The organism is Microbacterium sp. SLBN-154, from assembly GCF_006715565.1.
Lineage (GTDB): Bacteria > Actinomycetota > Actinomycetes > Actinomycetales > Microbacteriaceae > Microbacterium.
In genome coordinates this window covers 3,126,113-3,144,400 of sequence record NZ_VFNL01000001.1, presented here as the reverse complement: position 1 = coordinate 3,144,400, position 18,288 = coordinate 3,126,113, and the positions used below count along the sequence as shown (strand labels likewise).

Here is an 18,288-nt window from a genome sequence, read left to right as displayed (position 1 = left end):
GCTGTCGGTCCGTACGCTGGAGGCGTGCAGCCCGACCCCGCCGACGACGCCGCGATGACGCGCGCGCTCGCGCTCGCCGCCGAGGCCGCGACCGAGGGTGAGGTGCCCGTCGGGGCGGTGGTGACGGATGCCACGGGGCACGTCATCGGCGAAGGAAGGAATCTGCGCGAGACCACCGGTGACCCCACTGCTCACGCCGAGGTGGTCGCGCTGCGCGCAGCCGCGGCATCCCGGGGCTCGTGGAATCTCGCGGGCTGCACGCTCGTGGTGACCCTCGAGCCCTGCGTGATGTGTGCCGGCGCGGCGTTGCAGTCGCATGTGAGCCGCGTGGTGTTCGGCGCCTGGGACGACAAGGCCGGCGCAGCCGGGTCGGTGCACGAGGTGCTGCGCGACCGGCGACTGCCGGTGCGCGCCGAGGTCGTCGGGGGCGTGCGTGCCGACGAGGCCGTGGCGCTCCTGCAGGAGTTCTTCGCCGCGCGGCGGTGACTCGCGCGGCTGTCGCTCAGCGCGGCAGCGCCGGCAGCACCGCCTCGCCCACGTAGTCGACATGCGCGACGTCGTGGTTGTCGAGGAACTGGAAGTACACCCGCTCGATGCCGAACGAGCGCCAGCGTTCGATGCGCTCGCCGATCTCGTCGGGCCCGCCGACGAGGTTGACCCCGTCGCGCACCTCGTCGAGCGTCTTTCCGAGCCTGCCCGCGCGGCGCGCGACCTCGGCATCGTCGGCGCCGGCGATCACCGACATCGCCACCGACAGGCGAACGGTCGCCGGGTCGCGGCCGACCCGCTCGCAGGCGGCGTGGAGGTTGTCGAGGCGCTCGGCGATCTGCGCGTCGGTGGGGAAGCCGACGTTGTATTCGCGGGCGAAGCGGGCGACGAGATCGGGGGTGCGCCGTCGACCGGCACCGCCGATGATCACGGGTACCGGCTGCTGCACCGGTTTGGGCAGCCCAGGGGCGTCCACCAATCGGTAGTTCTCACCTGTGAAGCTGTAGCTCTCGCCCGCCGGTGTCTCCCAGAGCCCGGTGACGATCTGCAGCTGTTCCTCGAGAAGGTCGAATCGGTTCTTGGGGAAAGGGATTCCGTACGCCTCGTGCTCGCGCTCGAACCACCCTGCGCCGAGCCCGAGCTCGATGCGGCCACCCGACATCGCGTCGACCTGCGCGACCTGGATCGCGAGCACGCCGGGGTGGCGGAAGGTGACGGGAGAGACCAGGGTGCCCAGGCGGATGCGGCTGGTCTCGCGGGCGAGCCCGGCGAGGGTGGTCCAGGCATCGGTGGGCCCGGGCAGCCCCTCGTCACGTCCATTCAGGTAGTGGTCGGAACGGAAGAACCCGTGGAACCCGTGGCGCTCGGCAGCCTGGGCGAAGGCGAGCTGGTCGTCGTAGCTCGCACCGAGGTGGGGCTCGGTGAAGACGCAGTACTCCATTGCGTGGCGGCTCGGAGGTCGTGACGGTCAGTCGGCCGAGCGGATGACGATCGCCTCGGTGGGCGGCGCGTCGGGGCGGTCGCCGGTGTACCCGATCGTCAGAAGCAGCGCGCGACGGAACTCGTCGGGCCGCTCGAGGTGCGGGGCGTGCCCGGTGCCCTCGAGTTCGATCTCGGTGACATCGCCCCCACCTGCCTGGTAGGCCTTCAGCACGTCGCGGGTCTGCGAGATCATCTCCTGGGCGGGGGCGACATCGGCCCCCGGCCAGCCGGGGACGATCCCCAGCGCGCCCAGGTGGTTGAAGTCGTAGAACGAGCCGTCGGCGACGATCGCGTCGACGCTGCCGTGGATCCACAGCACCGGCGGCTTGTCGTCGAGATCGACGATGCCCGAGACGTCGAAGTACTTCGGGGCCATCGTGTTGAGCACCCCGAGGTGTCCCGCGCCGAAGCCCGGCCAGTTCTTGCTGGGAACCGAGTTGCCGGGGTAGTTCCCCTCGGCGGTCGAGGTGGTGAGCATCGACTCCACGAAGACGTCTTCGTGGGGGGTGGTGAAGCCCGGGGCGACGTAGGCGGCGCGGAACACGCTGCGAGGGGAGGTCTGGGCTGCGTCGCCGGTGTCGTGCGCGATGAGGCGTTCCACGAAATCGGGGTTCGCCCCCCCGCCGCCGCAGCCGGCGTCGTCGTCGGTGAGACGCGAGCCGTCACGGCGGGTGCCGCCGAAGCCGTACGGCGAAACGGGAGCCTGGAGTGTCAGGCTCAGCACGGGATGATCGAGGGCGTACTGCATAACGACACCCCCGCCCATCGACCAGCCGACGAAATGCGCGGTGGGGAGGCCGAGGGCCTGCAGGACGGCGAAGATGTCGTCGCTGAAGTCGCGGACACCGCGGGTGGCGTCGACGGGAGTGTGCTCGCTGCCGCCGAAACCTCGGAGGTCGATGGCGATCACGCGCAGGTCGCTCGGGAGGTCGAGCATGGTGGGCTGCCAGAAGAGCGCCGACGAGACGTTGCCGTGCACCAGGACCACCGTCTTCTGCGGAGTCGTGTCGGGGTCGTCGCCGCGGCGTTCGAGGATGCTGATCGCCACGTCGGGCGTGTCGATGATTCGTGAGCTGATGCCGTCGAAGAGCGAATTCGGGGGCGTGATCATCGCAGTCTCCTTCTCGCCCGGGGCGTCCACGCCCCGCCGTTTCGACTATAGCCCGGGGCCTCGGGCGCGTCGGGGTGGGTTCGTAGGATGGCGGGATGACCGACGCCTTCACACTCCCGTCCATCGCCGTTCTCGGAGCAGGGTCGATGGGAGGGGCAGTCCTCCGCGGTGTCGCGGCGTCGGCACTGGCCACGAACGGGATCATCGCGACCAACCGCTCCCGCGCGAAGGCCGAGGAGCTGGCATCCGTCCCGTCGGTGACGAGTCTCGCCCTCGAGGACGAGCCCGACGCCAACGCCCGGGCGGCCGCGAAGGCCGACATCGTCCTCGTCGGGGTGAAGCCCGCGATGGTGCCCGACCTGCTGCATGAGATCGGCCCGCACCTGCGCCCCGGCACGATCGTGGTGAGCCTCGCCGCGGGGGTGACGCTGGCCACGTTCGAGCAGATCCTGGGGACGGATGTCGCGGTGTTCCGCTCCATGCCGAATACCCCCGCGCTCGTCGGCAAGGCCGTCACCGGTCTCGCGGCGGGGAGCCGGGCGACCGAGGACGACGCCCGCGTCATCCGCCGTCTCTTCGAAACGGTGGGGACCGTGATCGAACTGCCCGAGGAGCAGATCGACGCGCTGTCGACGATCTCGGGGTCGGGGCCGGCGTACGTCTTCCTCCTCATCGAGGAGCTGACGCGTGCGGCGATCGGCAAGGGCTTCGCCGAGGCGGACGCGCGTGTCATGGCCGAGCAGACCTTCGCCGGTGCGACGGCGCTGCTGGCGGCGACCGGGGAGGACCCCGCCGAGCTGCGGCGCCGGGTCACCAGCCCGAAGGGCACAACCGAGCGCGCCGTCGCCGTGCTGCAGGAGGCGCGTCTCGACGAGGTGTTCACGCGCGCGACCGACGCCGCCCTCGCTCGGGCGAAAGAGCTCGCGGCCGGGGCGTGAGTACCCCGGGCGTGATGCGAGGCGGGCGTCAGCTGGTCTTCGAGCGGTCCATCCACCATTCGACGAACGACCGCGCCCGGCCATCCGGGGCGAGGTCGATCACCCAGAGGTTGCTGTAACTCCGGCCACCCGCGTAGACCGTTTCGGCCTGGATGAACGCGCGGTCGCCGTCGACGCCCGCGACATCCCACGTGAAGGTGAACGAGTCGGGTTCGTCCTGTCGCCGCAGCCATTCGGCCACGATCGCGTCGTGACCGGTGAACGCCGTCGTCCACGGCTCGAACCTCAGCTCGGCGTCCTCTGTGAAGAGGGCCCTGATGTCGTCGGGCTCATTGGAACGCCAGGCGGCGAGGTAGCTGTCGATGAAGCGGCGCGCCGCGGCATCCGTCTGCTGTCTGTCCGTCATGCGGGCATTTTGGCGCGGACTTCCGACAGCCGCGACGGGATTGACGGTCTCGACGTGTGCGTAACTCCTGCAATTCGCGCGCTCCGAGCCGGTGGAACCGGTTCCGCCGGCCTGCCGGCCGATTCTTGAGGAGTTGTTCAGGAGTTCGGGACGACCCGATCACCGATCGAGCGCCGCGAACCGCTCGATGTCGGAGTTCGTGCCCGAGACGATGATGAGGTCGTGGTTGGTGACGACCGTGTTGGCCTCGGCGTAGCGGAACGGCTTGCCGGGGCTCTTCACGCCGACGACCGTGACGTTGTACTTCGTGCGGACGCCGGATTCATTCAGGCCCACGCCGCGGATGAACTTCGGCGGGTACATCTTGGCCAGCACGAAGTCGTCGTCGAAGCGGATGAAGTCGAGCATGCGGCCGCTGACGAGGTGGGCGACGCGCTCGCCGGCTTCGCGCTCGGGGTAGATGACATGGTTCGCGCCGACGCGGGCGAGGATCTTGCCGTGCGACTGCGAGACCGCCTTCGCCCAGATCTGCGGCACCTTCAGGTCGACGAGGTTGGCGGTGATGAGGACGGATGCCTCGATGAGCGACCCGACCGCGACGACGGCGACCTGGAAGTCCTGGGCGCCGATCTGCTTGAGCGCATCGATGTTGCGCGCGTCGGCCTGGACGGTGTGGGTGACCCGGTCCGACCACTTCTGCACGAGCTCGAGGCTCTCGTCGATCGCGAGGACTTCGCGCTCGAGCCGGTCGAGCTCGCCGGCGCAGGCGGCGCCGAAGCGCCCGAGCCCGATGACGAGGACGGGCGCGTCCCCCCTGATGCGATCACCCAACGATCGGCCTTTCCACGGGCAGCGAGTAGAGCTGCGAACGGGATGACGCGGCCACGGCCGCGGCGAGAGTCACTGTACCAATGCGGCCCATGAAGATGGTGAGGGCCTGCACGTACACGGCGGAGTCGGGAAGCTCCATCGTCAGACCGGTCGACAGGCCCACGGTGCCGAACGCCGAGATGACGTCGAAGAGCACCTCGTCGACGGGTGCCTGGGTGATCTGCGCAATGGTGATCGTCGACAGGGCGACGATCGTCGCGCCCCACGCCACGACCGACAGGGCCACGCGCTGCACGTCGCTGGGGATGCGGCGCCCGAAGACCTCGACCGACTGGCGGCCCTTCGCCTCCGACCACACGGCCAGGGCGAGGACGGCGAGGGTGGTGACCTTGATGCCGCCGGCGGTGGAGGCCGAGCCGCCGCCGACGAACATGAGCATCGATCCGACGACGAGTGACGATCCGTACAGCTCGCCGATGTCGACGACGGCGAATCCCCCTGACCGTGTCATGGCGGAGAGGAAGAAGGCCTGGAACGTGGTGTCCCAGGCGTCCATCGAACCGAAGGTGCCCGGGTTGGCGTATTCGAGGGTGAGGAAGGCCCCGGCGCCCAGCACGAACAGGACCGACGTGGTGATGAGTGTGAGCTTGGTGTGCAGCGACCACGCCTTGACGTGCCAGACGTTCTTGTACAGGGCGTAGATGACGGGGAAGCCGATGCTGCCGAGGAAGACCGCGATCATGAGGATGGTCAGCAGCACGTAGTCGTCGGCGAACGGCGCGATGCCGCCGATGTTGGGGGTGAAGCCGGTGTTCGTGAACGCCGAGACCGCGTAGAACGGAGCCTCCCACAGCGCCTCGATCGGACCGATTCCCGCAAGGAGCAGGCTCGGGTAGAGGGCGATCGCGACGACCGCCTCGATGAGCAGCGTGGAGAGCGCGACCGTCCGCAGCAGCTGACCGACTTCGCCGAGCCGCACCGCCTGGCCCTCGTTCACCGGTCCGCCGTGGCTGCGGAGCGGGTTGGTGTCGCTGGCGGCGATGAGCTTGGCCCGGAGTCCCAGACGCTTGGAGATGATCAGGCCGAGGATCGAGGCCAGCGTGAGCACGCCCATGCCGCCGATGTTCATGCCGAGGAAGATGACGACCTTCCCGAACGGCGAGAAGGTCGTCGCGATGTCGACGGTCGTCAGGCCGGTGACGCAGATCGTCGAGACGGCGGTGAACAGCGCATCGGCGAGGGGGAGCCGCCCGGCATAGGTCGACGCGGGCAGCGACAGCAGCGCGGTGAAGACGAGGATCAGCGACGCGAACACCAGCACGGCGAAGCGCGCGGGGGAAGAGGTGGTGAGGTTGCGCAGCGCGTCCCAGGCGCGTTCGCCGACGGCGCGGACTCGGCGCCACGCCGCACGTGCCTGGCCCGTCGGCATGCAGCGCCCCTTTCGCCGAGAAAACCTCAGTCATGGTACTCCGCCGCTGGGCGGCACTAACCTAATGCCATGGCGGACATCTTCGACGTGATCGCAGACGGGACGCGACGCGACATCCTCAGGCTCCTGCTCGATCGCTCCACCGCCGGTGAGAACGGCACGAGCGTGTCGCAGATCGTGAGCGCCCTCGGTGTCAGCCAGCCGACGGTATCCAAGCACCTGAAGGTGCTGCGCGAGGCGCACCTCGTCTCGGTGCGCGAGGTCGGCCAGCACCGCTACTACAGCCTGCTGTCGGCGCCCCTCGATGAGATCGACGACTGGCTCGTGCCCTTCCTCGACACCCCCGAGCTCGTCGCCGCCGATGCCGCCGCGCTGATCTCTCTCCCCGAGCCTGCGGCGCACGCGGCCGAGCTCGTCGGGCGCGCCGCGGCGTCCGCTCAGCACGCCGTCGCGAACGCGCTGAAGAAGCTGCCCGGGCGCTGAACCGCGTCAGCCACGACGTGTGCGACGCGGGAACAGCCATGAGCCCCAGCCGATGGCGGCGGCGAGGATCACGGCGCACCATCCGAGTGCCCACCAGAGCTCGCTGCCGACCGCCTCGCGCATGAGCAGGGCCCGGATGGTCTCGATGATCGGCGTCACCGGCTGATTCGCCGCCACCCATTGCAGCCAGTCAGGCAGGGTCTCCACCCGTACGTACGCACTGGACAGGTACGGCAGGAACAGCAGGATGAAGCCGTACGCGTTCGCACCTTCGGGGCTGCCCGCGGCGAGCCCGATGGCCGCGAAGAGATAGGTGATGGCGAGGATCCACAGCGCCACCACGCCGAGCGCTCCGATCCACCCGGCGATGTCGGCCGTCGGTCGGAATCCGACGAGCAGCGCCACTCCGATGACGACCACAGTGGCGATGAGGTTCCGCACGAGACTGGCGACGACGTGCCCGGTCAGTACCGCGCTGGAGCGAAGAGGCATCGTGCGGAACCGGTCGATGATGCCGTTTCGCATGTCGCTCGCCACCGCCAGGGCGGTCGATGAGGCGCCGAACCCGGCGCACGTCAAGATGATGCCGGGCACGACGTAGTTCACATAGTCCCCGGTGGGATCGATCGAGGCGCCGAAGACGAAGGTGAACATCAGCATCAGCAGGACCGGCAGGAGGACCGCCATAAGAAGCGACTCGCCGTCACGAAGGGAGTGGAGGAGGCTTCGGCCGACGAAGACGCGTTCGGCCGTCATTCCGGCGAGGCGGGGACGGACGGTAGGGGCTGCGGCAACGGTGGTCATGCGGGGATCCCTTCTCGAAGGTCGCCGGCGGACGGCGATTCGGTCAGGGAGAAGAACACGTCATCGAGGGTCGGGCGGCGCAGGACGACGCTGCCGTCGAGGCCGGCGGCGGCAAGCTCGTCGAGGGCGGCCCGGACTGCCGAGAGGCTGCCGTCGGTCGGGATGTGGCCGCGCAGCATCCCAACCGCATCACGCACCTCGACGGACTCGTCGCCGACGCGGGCCTTCAACTCGGTCGGGGTGCCGACGGCGACGATCCGCCCGCCGTTCAGTACGGCGATCCGGTCCGCGAGCTCGTCGGCTTCCTCGAGATACTGCGTGGTGAGGAGCACCGTGGTGCCGGCGTCGCGGAGCGAGCGGATCACCTGCCAGAGCTCACGACGGCTGCGCGCGTCGAGGCCGGTGGTCGGTTCATCGAGGAAGAGCACCTCGGGGCGCACGACGAAACTGAGGGCGAGGTCGAGACGTCGCCGCATGCCGCCCGAATATGTTCCGGCACGGCGCGCTCCGGCGTCGGCGAGGGCGAATTGCTCGAGCAGCTCGGCCGCTCGCGTTCTCGCACGACGCCGTGACAGTCCGCACAGCCGCGCCACCATCACGAGGTTCTCGTGACCGCTGAGGACGTCGTCGACGGCGGCGGATTGGCCGGTGAGTGCGATGCGTCGCTGCACCTCGTCAGGGTGCGTGGCCACGTCCCAGCCCGCCACCTGCGCGCTGCCCCCGTCGAGGGGTGAGAGCGTGGTGAGAATTTCGACGGTTGTCGTCTTGCCCGCCCCGTTCGCGCCGAGAAGCGCGAAGATCTCGCCTCGCGCAACGGCGAGGTCGATCTCGTCGAGGACTCGTTGCGAGCCGAAGCGCTTGACGACTCTAGTCATTCGGATCGCGGACTCGTCCCCTTCCCCGCGCCGTTCCTGATAGCCCATGATAACCTCCTATACGTCATAAACTGTTTATGACGGTAACACACTGTTTATGGCGTAGATAGTCCTAGGCTTGACGCATGACGGATGACGGCGATTTCGACCTTCCTCGCGGCGTCGCCCTCGCATGGGGCGTCGCAGCGAGCCCTCAGCGAGGCCCGAAACGCGAGATGAGCGTCGAGCGGATCGTCGACGCCGCGGTCGAGATCGCCGACTCGGAAGGTCTGTCGGCGGTGTCCATGGCTGCGGTCGCCGCCAAGCTCGGCTACACGCCGATGTCGCTGTACCGCTACGTCAGTGCAAAGGAAGACCTCATCCTCCTGATGCAGGAGGAGGCGACCGGTCTCCCGTCCGACGAGGCGAGGTCCGCGGGGCAGTGGCGGGATGGGATCCGTGCGCTCTACCGCGAGCAGGTGGCGCTGTACCTGACACACCCTTGGCTTCTCGACATTCCGATCACGGGAGCGCCGACCACGCCGAACAGCGCCGCATGGATGGATGCGGGTCTCCATGCCCTCGCCGACACGCCCCTCCCTGCCAGCGAGCGCCTCGCAGTGGTTCTGCTGGTCACCGGCCACGCGCGATGGGCGGGGATCGTCTTCGCGGCCTATGCCCGCATCGAGCGGGAGCGAGGGGCGGACTCCGATGCGGTCGCGCGAAGCGAAGACGCGGTGTTCCGCCACCTCATCACCGCCGACGCGTTCCCCGACCTACGCGCCGCCATCGACGCGGGCGTCTTCCTCGATGAGACGGACCCGTTCGCCTTCATCCTCGAACTCAGTCTCGACGGCGTCGCCGCCCACATCGACGCCCTCGCCACCGACGTTTCCGTGCCCCTTGCATCCGCTCCCTGGCCCGAATCCGACGACGCCGATATCGCCGACGACCGGCGGTATCGCGAGGCTCGCCGCGGAGTTCGGCAGGCGGAGAAGGCGCTGCGGACGGCGCGGACGGCGATGCGTGTCGCGGCGCGCGAGGCCCGCGCGCGGCGCCCGAGGGGTTCCGCCGCGCAGTGAGCGTTCACACACCGGAGGCTTGCCAAGAACTCACGAGTCACACGGGTTTACACGCGTCGCGGCGACCCCATAAAGTAGGCCCAGCAGAACTGCAGAAAACGAGCCGAGCGCCGGAAGGGGGCACCGTGGCTGATTTGCCGGATGTCCGCTTCCTCACCGTCGCCGAGGTGGCCGAGCTCATGCGGGTGTCGAAGATGACGGTCTACCGTCTCGTGCACGCTGGGGAGCTTCCCGCCGTCCGGTTCGGACGCAGCTACCGGGTGCCCGAATCGGCGGTCACCGAGGCCCTGCAGCGGCCCATCGCCGACGTCGGCTAGACTGACCCGAGGCATTTTCCGCTTTTGCCCGTTCCCGATCGTGCATGCCCGTGCGATCAGACCCCGACATAGTGAGGTTTTCCGTGGGTTCAGTCATCAAGAAGCGCCGCAAGCGCATGGCGAAGAAGAAGCACCGCAAGCTGCTTCGCAAGACTCGCCACCAGCGCCGCAACAAGAAGTAAGCGGCACCGACACCGAGCGCCTGTCCGATGGACGGGCGCTTCGTGTTCGTGGCGCCGTTCGCCCCGGCATCCGACGTTCGGAGGAATCATGAAGACGATCACCGTTCAGGAACTGCAGCAGAACCCGAACCTGCCCCTCGTGGACGTTCGCGAAGAGCACGAGTTCGCCGAGGGACGCGTGCCCGGCGCGGTCAACCTGCCGATGTCGACACTCGGCGAGCGGCTCGACGAGTTGCCCGAGGGGCCGTTCCGCGTCGTCTGCGCCATGGGCGGGCGCTCGGCGCGCGTCATCGAGGCGCTCGAGGCACGCGGCTACGACGCCACCAACGTCGAGGGCGGCACGATGGCGTGGGCCGAAGCGGGCTTCCCCCTCGAGCGCTGACGCCGCTGCCGCGGGCGACGCCGCTCCGCGGCATCCGCTCTGTCCCTTTCTCGGCGCATGGCGCGCGGGGAAGGGCAAAGCGAAACGGCGCGACCGCCCCGCCCCTCCCACACCGCCGTAAAATGGCGGATGTGACCACCCTCACCGTCATCGGAAAGCCCGACTGCCACCTGTGCGATGTCGCGCAGGGCGTCGTCGAGGCCGTGGTCGCCGACTTCCCCGAGGACGAGGTCACCGTCGAGCACCGCTCGATCGTCGATGACCCCGCACTGCACGCCGAATGGTGGGAGAAGATCCCCGTCGTGCTGATCGACGGGCGGCTCCACACCTACTGGCGGGTGTCCGCCGATCGCCTGAGCACGGCGCTCCGCGAGGCCAAGCAGTCCTGACCCTCAGCGCTCGGGTCGCGCCTCGGCGCCGTCCCCTGCGCCGCCGACGACGGGGATCGCCTGTGTGAACGCGCTTGCCCGCTCGACGGCTTCTGCGCTGCCGGTGAACAGGCCGCCCGTGTCAGGGCGCGGCTCCTCGGCTTCGGCCGTCTCGTCGCCGTCTGCGCCGGCCTCGGTGAGGAGCACCCGCTGGGTCGGGAGAGCGGTGGGCATGGTCCGCTGCATCCAGGTGACCATCGCCTCGCGGACGGCGCAGCGCAGGTCGAACAGGGTGGGGGCGTCGACGGCCGAGACGAGGATGCGCACCCGCACATACCCGGCGACGGCGTCGGTGACCTGCAGCACCGCGGTGCGTCCGTCCCACAGGTCGCTGTCGGCCACGACGCGGGTGAGCTGGTCGCGCATCTTCGACGGCGACACCCGCCAGTCGACGTCGAGCTCGACGGCGCCGAGAAGTGCGCTGCCCTGCCGGGTCCAGTTCTCGAAGGGCGTCGTGGTGAAGTACGTGCACGGCAGCACCAGGCGCCGTTCGTCCCAGAGGTCGAGCACCACATAGCTGAGCGTGATCTCTCCGACACGCCCCCACTCGCCCTCGACGACCACGACGTCATCGACGCGCAGGGCCTCACTGAAGACGAGTTGGATGCCCGCGAACATGTTCGCCAGCACCGACTGGGCGGCGAGTCCCGCGATGACCGACGCGATCCCGGCCGACGCCAACACACTCGCTCCCACCGCGCGCACCTCGGGGAAGGTCAGCAGGATGGCCCCGCCCGCGAGCACCACGATGATCGCGATCGCGAGGCGCCGGAGGATCAGCGTCTGCGTGCGGATCCGTCGCGCGACCCGGTTGTCGGGCACGTCGATGCGGTACCGACCGAGAGCGAGGTCGGAGAGGAAGAGCACCAGCGCCCCACGAGCCACGCCCCGACGATGATCGTCACGATCGTCATCGCGTGGTTCAGCGCGGGTTTCCACGCGGGATCGGGGAAGGTCACGGCGATCGCGATCCACAGCGCGATCACCAGGACGAAGGCGCGGAACGGCCGGCGCGCGCGGGTGATGAGGGATGCCGGCCACTGCCGTCTCCGCACGAACAGGCGCATCGCGCCGGTGACCATCAGGGCGACCGCGATGGCTCCGATCACGGCGATGACCATCGCGATGGCGAACTGCAGCCATTCCTGCCACATGGGGGGTCCTCCGTTCGGGGTCGGCGGAACGACCACCTGAGCCGACCCTCTCACCGAGTCGCCGGTCGACGGCGGATATCGCTCGGGGCGTCAGCTGCGCGCCCGCACGACCACCGGCTCCGGCGTGAGAGCGATGCGCACCCGGTCGCCGAACTCGACCCGCTCCGCCACCGGGTGCTGCACGTGCACGAGCGACCCGTCGGCGGTGTGCACGAGCGTGCGACGCGCGCTGCCGAGGAAGGTGCTCTCCTGCACCACCGCGTCCACCCCGGCCTCGTCTGCCGCGGCGAGTCGGACGTTCTCCGGCCGCAGGAACACCTCGACCTCGCCCGGGGAGGAGGCGGCGCCCGCGGTGACCCGCAGCGGCAGTGGCATGCCCCACACCTCGACGGCGTCGCCGGTGACGGTGCCGGGCACGACGCTCGACACCCCGACGAACGCCGCGACGTACGGTGTCGTCGGCCGGAGGTACAGGTCTTCCGGTGTGCCGATCTGCTCGATGCGGCCGGCGTTCATCACGGCGATGCGGTCGGAGACGGCGAGGGCCTCCTCCTGGTCGTGGGTGACGAAGACCGTGGTGATGCCCAGGCGCAGCTGGATGCGCCGGATCTCGTCGCGCAGCTGCACCCGCACCTTGGCGTCGAGAGCCGACAGCGGTTCGTCGAGCAGCAGCACCCGCGGTTCGGTGACGAGCGCGCGGGCGAGGGCCACGCGCTGCTGCTGGCCGCCCGAGAGCTCGTGGGGGAAGCGGTCTGCGAGGTGGTCGAGCCCGACGAGTTCGAGCGCGTCGGCGGCGCGGGCCGCGGCATCCTTCTTTCCCACCCCGCGTCGGCGCAACCCGAATGCGGTGTTCTCGAGTGCCCGCAGGTGGGGGAAGAGCGAGTACGACTGGAACACCATGCCGATGTCGCGCTTGTTGGTGGGGACGGATGACACGTCGCTGCCGCCGAGCAGGATGTGCCCTTCGGTGGCCCGCTCGAGTCCCGCGAGGACGCGCAGCGCCGTGGTCTTGCCGCACCCCGAGGGACCGAGCAGCGAGACGAACTCGCCCGGCGCGATGTCGAGGTCGACGCCGTGCAGCACGCGGGTCGCGCCGTAGTCCTTCACCACCGTGCGCAGCTCGACCCGGGTGCCGGCGCCCGCCTCGGCGAGGAGGGCGTTGTCGGCGGTGGCGGGAAGGGTGCGGGGGCTGGTGTCGGAGGTGGTCACGAGCGGCTCCTTCGGAGGGTGCGGCGGGGCGAGGCGGTGCGGGAGGAGACGGAAGCGCCGACCCGCCCCGCGCGCCCGATCATGAGCAGCAGCACGAACGCGAAGGCGAGGGCGAGCAGGGTGAAGATTGCCGCGGCGTAGGCATCCTGTCGGTTGATGACGACCAGTCCGGTCTGCAGCACCTGCCGGTTCAACAGCGACGCGATGGTGAACTCGCCGAGGACGACGGCGACCGAGATGAGGGATGCGGCGAGCAGTCCTTGACGCAGGTTCGGCGCGATCACGCGCACAAGCACGGTGAACCAGCCGGCGCCGAGCGTGCGTGCCGCTTCGGCCAGGGTCTTCACGTCGACGGCATCGATGGAGGCCTGGATCGAGCGGTAGGTGAAGGGGAGCACCAGGATGCCGTACGCGAAGGCGAGCGTCCACGCTCCGGTACCGAGGGTGCGACCGATCTGCAGGTAGATCGGGGCGAGCCCGACGACCAGCACGATGGCGGGGATCGTGATGGGCAGGAGGGCGAGGAACTCGAACCCGCGCCGGAGTTTCGGGAACTTCAGCGCCACGAGAACCATCGTCGGGGTGAAGAGGAACAGCACGATCAGGACCGTCACCGCCGCGAGGACGAGCGAGTTGCCGAGCCCCGTCCAGATCGGCGCGTACCTCGCGGCGTTCGCCGGATCGAAGACCGACAGCCAGCGCTCGAACGTGTATGCGCCGCCCGCGGGCGAGGACAGGGTGAACAGGAAGGTGGCGACGAAGGGCACCGCGAAGACGAGCCCGACGACGAGGCCGATGAGCCACCGGACGACCGCTGAGGGGGCGATGCCTCTCATGCCTGCCACCTCGCCGTCCGGCGCTGGATGAGGGAGTACAGCCACATCACGACGGCGACGACGATGATCATGCCGAACGCGAGGGCGCCGGCGAGGTTTTCGCGGCCCAGGACGGTCTCGCTCGTGAGCGCGGCCCGGATCTGCAGCGGCACGATCTGCGAACCCTGACTCGCCAGTGCCGCGGCCGTGGCGTACGACGAGAACGCGTTGGCGAACAGCAGCAGCAGGCTGGCGACGAACGACGGAGCGAGCACCGGGAAGCCGACGTGCCGCCAGAACCCGCCGCGGGTTCCGCCGAGGGTGAGGTGCGCCTCGAACCACTGCGGCCGGAGCGCGGCGAGGGCGGGCATGAAGGTGATCACCATCAGCGGGATCTGGAAGACGAGGTAGGCGGGGATGAGCCCCGGGAGGGCGTAGATCCACGCACCGCCGGCGAAGATGTCGATGCCGAGCGCATCGCGCAGGAAGCGCGTGACGATCCCCTGCGTGCCGATCGTCGCGATCATCGCGAAGGCGAGCATGACCCCGCCGAACTGGGCGAGAACTCCGGATGCCGCGTCGACCGTCGTGCGGACGACGCCGGTGTCGGGGAGGCCGAGCAACGCGTAGCAGACCGACGCGCCCACGACCGCGCCGACGATTGCCGTGAGGAGGGAGATCCCGGTGGAGTTGACGAAGGTGTTGACGATGACGGGATCGCCGAGCGCCGCGATGTTCGCCAGGGTGAAGGCGCCGTCGCCGTCGAAGAGCCCGGAGGCGATGGCGAGGACCGTGGGGAGGGCGAGGAACAGCAGGACGTAGACGGCGAACGGGGTGAGGCCGAGCCACGACCAGTCGCGGGAGCCGTCGGCCCGGGCGACGCGGCGCTGCCGCGCCGGAACCTGGGGCTCCGGCGCGGCAGCACTCGTCACGTCTGCGGGTGACTCCCCGGCGTGAGCGGGGGCCGCTGTCACTGGATCGCCGCTGCCCACTCCTGGCCGAGGAGCTCGCCGGCCGCGGCGCTCTGCTCCTCGGTCGGCACGACGGTGTCTTCGGGGGCCTCGGGCAGTGCGGCCGCCAGCTCCTCGTCGATCGTGCCCGCTTCGATCATGGCGTCCATGCGCACAGGGCGGGCGCCACCCTTCAGCCAGAGGTTCTGCACCTCGTCGCTGTAGAGGAACTCCTGCCACAGGCGCGCAGCGGCGGGATTCGGGGCATCCTTGTTGATCGCCTGGTTGTAGTAGCCGGCGTACCCGGTGCCGGGGAAGACCACGACCTCCCACGCGGGGTTGTCGGCGGCGTGCGCGGCGTTGAGGTAATCCCAGTCGAACACCACCGGGGTCTCCCCGCTCGCGACCGTCGCTGAGGTCACGTCGAGCTTGAGCAGGTTTCCCGCGGCGTTGAGCTCGGAGAAGAAGTCGATGCCGGGCTGGAAGTCATCGAGGTCGCCCCCGGTCTGCACCGTCGCCAGACCCACGGCGGCGAACGCGGCGCCCGCCTGGGTCGGGTCGCCGTTCAGCGCCACCGAACCGCGGTAGTCGTCACCGAGCAGATCCTCGATGCTCTCGGGGGCGGGGAAGCGCGACGAGTCGTAGCCGACCGACATATAGCCGCCGTAATCACCGACGAAGAGGCCGTCGGGGTCTTTCAGCGCCTCGGGGATGTCGTCCCAGGTCTGCACTTTGTAGGGCGCGAAGTAGTCGGTGCTCTGAAGCGCCACGGTGAGGCCGAGGTCGAACACGTCGGGGGCGGTGTCGAGGCCCTGGTTGGTCTCGGCGGCCTGGATCTCCTCGGCGCTGGAGGCGTCGGGCGACTGCTCGTTGACGGTGATCTCGGGGTAGCGCTCCGCGAACAGGTCGATGATCTCGCCGTAGTTCGCCCAGTCGCGGGGGAGCGCGATGACGTTCAGCTGGCCTTCGGCCTTGGCGGCTTCTTCGAGGTCTTCGAACGTCCCGAAGTCTTCGAGGCTCGTCGCGGTGGCGGCGTCGACGCCGGAGTCGGATGAGGCGTCGCCGGAACCGGCGGCGGCGCCGCCGCAACCGGCGAGCGTGACCGCGGCAGCGGTCGCCAGGGCCAGGACGGCGAGCGTGCGCGCCGCCGGGCGAGGGGTGCGTGACATGGAGTTGTTCCTCTCGGGTGAGCGCGCCGCCGTGTCGCGCCGAAGCGCGTGCGATGCGGGGACGAGAGGAACCTAGAAGCGCCCGGTTACCGGGCGCACCGGCCGAGGTGAACGATCGGTGAGCGCTCGGTGACGGTTCCGCAGGGTCGGCGTCGTTACGGCGCCAGGCGTGTCGGACCGCGGAAGAGGAACGTGACCTCGCGGATCGAGGACTCGCCGAGCAGGAGCATCAGCACGCGCGCGAGGCCCATGCCGAAGCCGCCGTGTGGAGGAACGCCGTAGCGGAAGAAGTCGAGGTAGTGCTCCAGGCCCTCCAGCTCGAGGCCCTTCTCCACCGCCTGCTTCTCGAGCACCTCGATGCGGTGCTCGCGCTGCGCACCCGTGGTGATCTCGGTGCCGCGGTAGAGCAGGTCGTAGCTCTTGGTGAGCCCGGTCTCCTCGTCGCGCATGTGGTAGAACGGCCGGATCTCGGCGTGATAGTCGGTGACGAACACGAAGTCGTGCCCGTAGGTCTCCTTCACATGCGCCGACAGCTGGCGCTCGCCCTCCGGGTCGAGGTCGCCGTCGGCGCGGGGGATCTCGTAGCCGCGGGCGGCGACGATCTCGCGCGCCTCGGCGAGCGGGATGCGGGGGAAGGGCACCGCCGGCACGTCGACCTCGATGCCGAACAGGTCGCGGATCTCGTCGCCGTGCTTGTCCTTGACCGCGGCGATCGCGGTGGCCAGAAGCTCCTCCTGCATCGCAGCGACGTCTTCGTGGGACTCGATCCAGCTGATCTCGGCATCGATCGAGGTGAACTCGGTGGCATGGCGGCTGGTGAACGAGGGGTCGGCGCGGAACGCGTCGGCGATCTCGAAGACCTTGCCGAAGCCGGCGGCCTGGGCCATCTGCTTGAAGTGCTGCGGGCTCTGGGCGAGGTAGGCGGTCTGGTCGCCGAAATACTCCAGCTGGAACAGCTCGGCGCGCGACTCCGACGGGCTGGCCATGAGCTTGGGGGAGTGGATCTCGATGTAATCGCGCTCCACCCAGTACGACCGCATCGCATGCTCGAGCGTCGTCTGCACGCGGAAGATGAGGTTGTTCCGGCGCTGGCGGAGGTCGAGGAAGCGCCAGTCCATGCGCTTGTCCATGCCGCTGTCGGCGGCGATGGGGGTCTCCGGCAGTGCCGCGGAAGCGATCTCGAGCGAGCCGATCTTGACCTCGACCCCGCCGAGCTTCACGCGCTCATCGTGCTTGAGCTCACCCTGCACGGTCAGGAAGGTGCCGGTGGCAAGGCCCGAGATCGTCTCGGTCAGGGCAAGCGCCGCAGCATCCTGCTCCGACGGCTCCTCTGTCGGCCGCGTGGCGGGATTGACCAGCTGCACCGCCCCGGTCTCATCGCGCAGAATGACGAACTGCACCTTCTTCTGGTCTCGGACGGTCTCGACCCAGCCCGAGACGGTGACCGGCCCGTCGGCGCGACCCTGCAGTTCTTCCACCAGCACGCGTTCACTCACGAGGGTCGAGTCTAGTCCGCGGCGCCGGGGCCCCCTGGGCCGGGGAGGCGGGGGATACCCCGAAACAATCCCGGCGGCTAGCGCACAGGTGTCGGTAACCTGCGCCGCCTAGCCTGGGGGGATGGCTTCGGGAAGCGACGGTTCATGGCTGGGTGCGCTCATCGACTGGACCGTCTCGCTGATGGAGGTGATCGGCCCGGTCGGGGCCGGCATCGGGATCGCGCTGGAGAACCTGTTCCCACCCCTCCCCAGTGAGGTCATCCTGCCGCTGGCGGGCCTGACAGCGAGCCGAGGGTCGTTCACCCTCGCCGAAGCCCTCATCTGGACCACGCTGGGCTCGATCGTCGGCGCGTTCGTGCTCTACGGGCTCGGGGCGTGGCTGGGCGCCGATCGCCTGCGACGCATCGCCGAACGCCTCCCGCTGACGAAGGGCGAAGACATCGACAAGACGGTGGCGTGGTTCCACCGTCACGGCGGCAAGGCGGTGTTCTTCGGGCGGATGGTGCCGATCTTCCGAAGCTTCATCTCCATCCCCGCCGGCATCACGCGAATGCCGCTGTGGAAGTTCGGTCTCCTCACCGCCGCCGGGAGTCTCATCTGGAACACGATCTTCGTGCTGTCGGGCTTCTTCCTCGGTGAGGCCTGGCCCGTCGTGGAGCAGTACGCCGAGATCCTGCAGTACATCGTGATCGCCGCCGCGGTGGCCGCGGTGGCCTGGTTCATCGTCGTCCGGGTCCGGTCGCTGCGGGAGGGGCAACGGGCGGAAGGGTGAACCCCG

The 18,288-nt window shown here is 69.3% G+C and carries 23 protein-coding genes; 9 read left to right on the top strand and 14 right to left on the bottom strand.

Features of this window, described 5'->3' with window-relative positions; translation table 11 throughout:
- Window positions 1-54 precede the first annotated feature (54 nt).
- Window positions 55-486: a nucleoside deaminase gene (locus tag FBY40_RS15220; protein ID WP_141940225.1), complete on the top strand. Its 432-nt coding sequence runs from the start codon at window positions 55-57 to the stop codon at window positions 484-486.
- 16 nt (window positions 487-502) lie between these two features.
- Here the strand turns inward: FBY40_RS15220 and FBY40_RS15215 are convergent, their stop codons facing one another.
- Window positions 503-1,429, bottom strand: a complete 927-nt coding sequence (locus tag FBY40_RS15215) for an LLM class F420-dependent oxidoreductase (protein WP_141939605.1) — start codon at window positions 1,427-1,429, stop codon at window positions 503-505.
- Window positions 1,430-1,456: 27 nt separating this feature from the next.
- Window positions 1,457-2,581, bottom strand: coding sequence for an alpha/beta fold hydrolase (locus tag FBY40_RS15210; RefSeq protein WP_141939604.1), 1,125 nt, complete (start codon window positions 2,579-2,581; stop codon window positions 1,457-1,459).
- Window positions 2,582-2,676: 95 nt separating this feature from the next.
- Between FBY40_RS15210 and proC the strand changes: the two genes are divergently transcribed.
- Window positions 2,677-3,519: a pyrroline-5-carboxylate reductase gene (gene proC / locus FBY40_RS15205; RefSeq protein WP_141939603.1), complete on the top strand. Its 843-nt coding sequence runs from the start codon at window positions 2,677-2,679 to the stop codon at window positions 3,517-3,519.
- A 28-nt stretch (window positions 3,520-3,547) separates the two neighbouring features.
- Here the strand turns inward: proC and FBY40_RS15200 are convergent, their stop codons facing one another.
- The 3 genes from FBY40_RS15200 to FBY40_RS15190 all read right to left on the bottom strand — a co-directional run bounded on the left by FBY40_RS15200 (window position 3,548) and on the right by FBY40_RS15190 (window position 6,185).
- Window positions 3,548-3,925 carry a nuclear transport factor 2 family protein gene (locus tag FBY40_RS15200; protein WP_141939602.1) on the bottom strand — a complete coding sequence of 126 codons (378 nt, stop codon included), beginning with the start codon at window positions 3,923-3,925 and terminating at the stop codon, window positions 3,548-3,550.
- 159 nt (window positions 3,926-4,084) lie between these two features.
- Window positions 4,085-4,756 (bottom strand): potassium channel family protein, encoded by a 672-nt coding sequence (locus FBY40_RS15195; RefSeq protein WP_124294084.1) that lies wholly within the window; start codon window positions 4,754-4,756, stop codon window positions 4,085-4,087.
- The gene (locus tag FBY40_RS15190) at window positions 4,749-6,185 is read right to left on the bottom strand and encodes a TrkH family potassium uptake protein (protein ID WP_141939601.1); all 1,437 of its coding nucleotides are present in this window, start codon (window positions 6,183-6,185) and stop codon (window positions 4,749-4,751) included. Before FBY40_RS15190 ends, FBY40_RS15195 begins: the two co-directional genes overlap by 8 nt.
- 69 nt (window positions 6,186-6,254) lie before the next feature.
- Between FBY40_RS15190 and FBY40_RS15185 the strand changes: the two genes are divergently transcribed.
- A complete protein-coding gene (locus FBY40_RS15185) occupies window positions 6,255-6,668 on the top strand; it encodes an ArsR/SmtB family transcription factor (protein ID WP_141939600.1) in 414 nt (137 codons plus the stop codon).
- 6 nt (window positions 6,669-6,674) lie between these two features.
- Here the strand turns inward: FBY40_RS15185 and FBY40_RS15180 are convergent, their stop codons facing one another.
- Together FBY40_RS15180 and FBY40_RS15175 are read right to left on the bottom strand one after the other, a co-directional pair.
- Window positions 6,675-7,472 carry an ABC transporter permease gene (locus tag FBY40_RS15180; protein ID WP_141939599.1) on the bottom strand — a complete coding sequence of 266 codons (798 nt, stop codon included), beginning with the start codon at window positions 7,470-7,472 and terminating at the stop codon, window positions 6,675-6,677.
- Entirely contained in the window at window positions 7,469-8,347 is an 879-nt protein-coding gene (locus FBY40_RS15175) for an ATP-binding cassette domain-containing protein (RefSeq protein WP_235014945.1), read from the bottom strand. The genes FBY40_RS15180 and FBY40_RS15175 overlap by 4 nt, the downstream gene beginning before the upstream one ends.
- A gap of 125 nt (window positions 8,348-8,472) precedes the next feature.
- Here FBY40_RS15175 and FBY40_RS15170 point away from each other — a divergent pair, with 125 nt between their 5' ends.
- The 5 genes from FBY40_RS15170 (at window position 8,473) to FBY40_RS15150 (ending at window position 10,678) form a co-directional block, all read left to right on the top strand.
- A complete protein-coding gene (locus FBY40_RS15170; RefSeq protein ID WP_141939597.1) occupies window positions 8,473-9,408 on the top strand; it encodes a TetR/AcrR family transcriptional regulator in 936 nt (311 codons plus the stop codon).
- A 125-nt stretch (window positions 9,409-9,533) separates the two neighbouring features.
- Window positions 9,534-9,725 (top strand): helix-turn-helix domain-containing protein, encoded by a 192-nt coding sequence (locus tag FBY40_RS15165; RefSeq protein ID WP_124294081.1) that lies wholly within the window; start codon window positions 9,534-9,536, stop codon window positions 9,723-9,725.
- Window positions 9,726-9,808: 83 nt separating this feature from the next.
- Window positions 9,809-9,907, top strand: coding sequence for a 30S ribosomal protein bS22 (locus FBY40_RS15160; RefSeq protein WP_003792170.1), 99 nt, complete (start codon window positions 9,809-9,811; stop codon window positions 9,905-9,907).
- Window positions 9,908-9,995: 88 nt separating this feature from the next.
- Window positions 9,996-10,289, top strand: a complete 294-nt coding sequence (locus tag FBY40_RS15155; protein WP_141939596.1) for a rhodanese-like domain-containing protein — start codon at window positions 9,996-9,998, stop codon at window positions 10,287-10,289.
- 131 nt (window positions 10,290-10,420) lie between these two features.
- Window positions 10,421-10,678 carry a glutaredoxin family protein gene (locus FBY40_RS15150; protein ID WP_200829998.1) on the top strand — a complete coding sequence of 86 codons (258 nt, stop codon included), beginning with the start codon at window positions 10,421-10,423 and terminating at the stop codon, window positions 10,676-10,678.
- A gap of 3 nt (window positions 10,679-10,681) precedes the next feature.
- Here the strand turns inward: FBY40_RS15150 and FBY40_RS15145 are convergent, their stop codons facing one another.
- The 7 genes from FBY40_RS15145 to aspS all read right to left on the bottom strand — a co-directional run bounded on the left by FBY40_RS15145 (window position 10,682) and on the right by aspS (window position 17,510).
- Window positions 10,682-11,602 carry a mechanosensitive ion channel family protein gene (locus tag FBY40_RS15145; RefSeq protein ID WP_235014943.1) on the bottom strand — a complete coding sequence of 307 codons (921 nt, stop codon included), beginning with the start codon at window positions 11,600-11,602 and terminating at the stop codon, window positions 10,682-10,684.
- Window positions 11,494-11,871, bottom strand: a complete 378-nt coding sequence (locus tag FBY40_RS17580; RefSeq protein WP_235014942.1) for a hypothetical protein — start codon at window positions 11,869-11,871, stop codon at window positions 11,494-11,496. Before FBY40_RS17580 ends, FBY40_RS15145 begins: the two co-directional genes overlap by 109 nt.
- 90 nt (window positions 11,872-11,961) lie before the next feature.
- A complete protein-coding gene (locus tag FBY40_RS15140) occupies window positions 11,962-13,080 on the bottom strand; it encodes an ABC transporter ATP-binding protein (protein WP_141939594.1) in 1,119 nt (372 codons plus the stop codon).
- The gene (locus FBY40_RS15135; RefSeq protein WP_141939593.1) at window positions 13,077-13,916 is read right to left on the bottom strand and encodes an ABC transporter permease; all 840 of its coding nucleotides are present in this window, start codon (window positions 13,914-13,916) and stop codon (window positions 13,077-13,079) included. The genes FBY40_RS15140 and FBY40_RS15135 overlap by 4 nt, the downstream gene beginning before the upstream one ends.
- A complete protein-coding gene (locus FBY40_RS15130) occupies window positions 13,913-14,827 on the bottom strand; it encodes an ABC transporter permease subunit (RefSeq protein ID WP_200829997.1) in 915 nt (304 codons plus the stop codon). The genes FBY40_RS15135 and FBY40_RS15130 overlap by 4 nt, the downstream gene beginning before the upstream one ends.
- Before the next feature lie 38 nt (window positions 14,828-14,865).
- Entirely contained in the window at window positions 14,866-16,014 is a 1,149-nt protein-coding gene (locus FBY40_RS15125; RefSeq protein ID WP_141939591.1) for an ABC transporter substrate-binding protein, read from the bottom strand.
- A 155-nt stretch (window positions 16,015-16,169) separates the two neighbouring features.
- Window positions 16,170-17,510 (bottom strand): aspartate--tRNA(Asn) ligase, encoded by a 1,341-nt coding sequence (gene aspS / locus FBY40_RS15120; protein ID WP_141939590.1) that lies wholly within the window; start codon window positions 17,508-17,510, stop codon window positions 16,170-16,172.
- A gap of 121 nt (window positions 17,511-17,631) precedes the next feature.
- Between aspS and FBY40_RS15115 the strand changes: the two genes are divergently transcribed.
- Entirely contained in the window at window positions 17,632-18,282 is a 651-nt protein-coding gene (locus FBY40_RS15115) for a DedA family protein (RefSeq protein WP_141939589.1), read from the top strand.
- Window positions 18,283-18,288 lie beyond the last annotated feature (6 nt).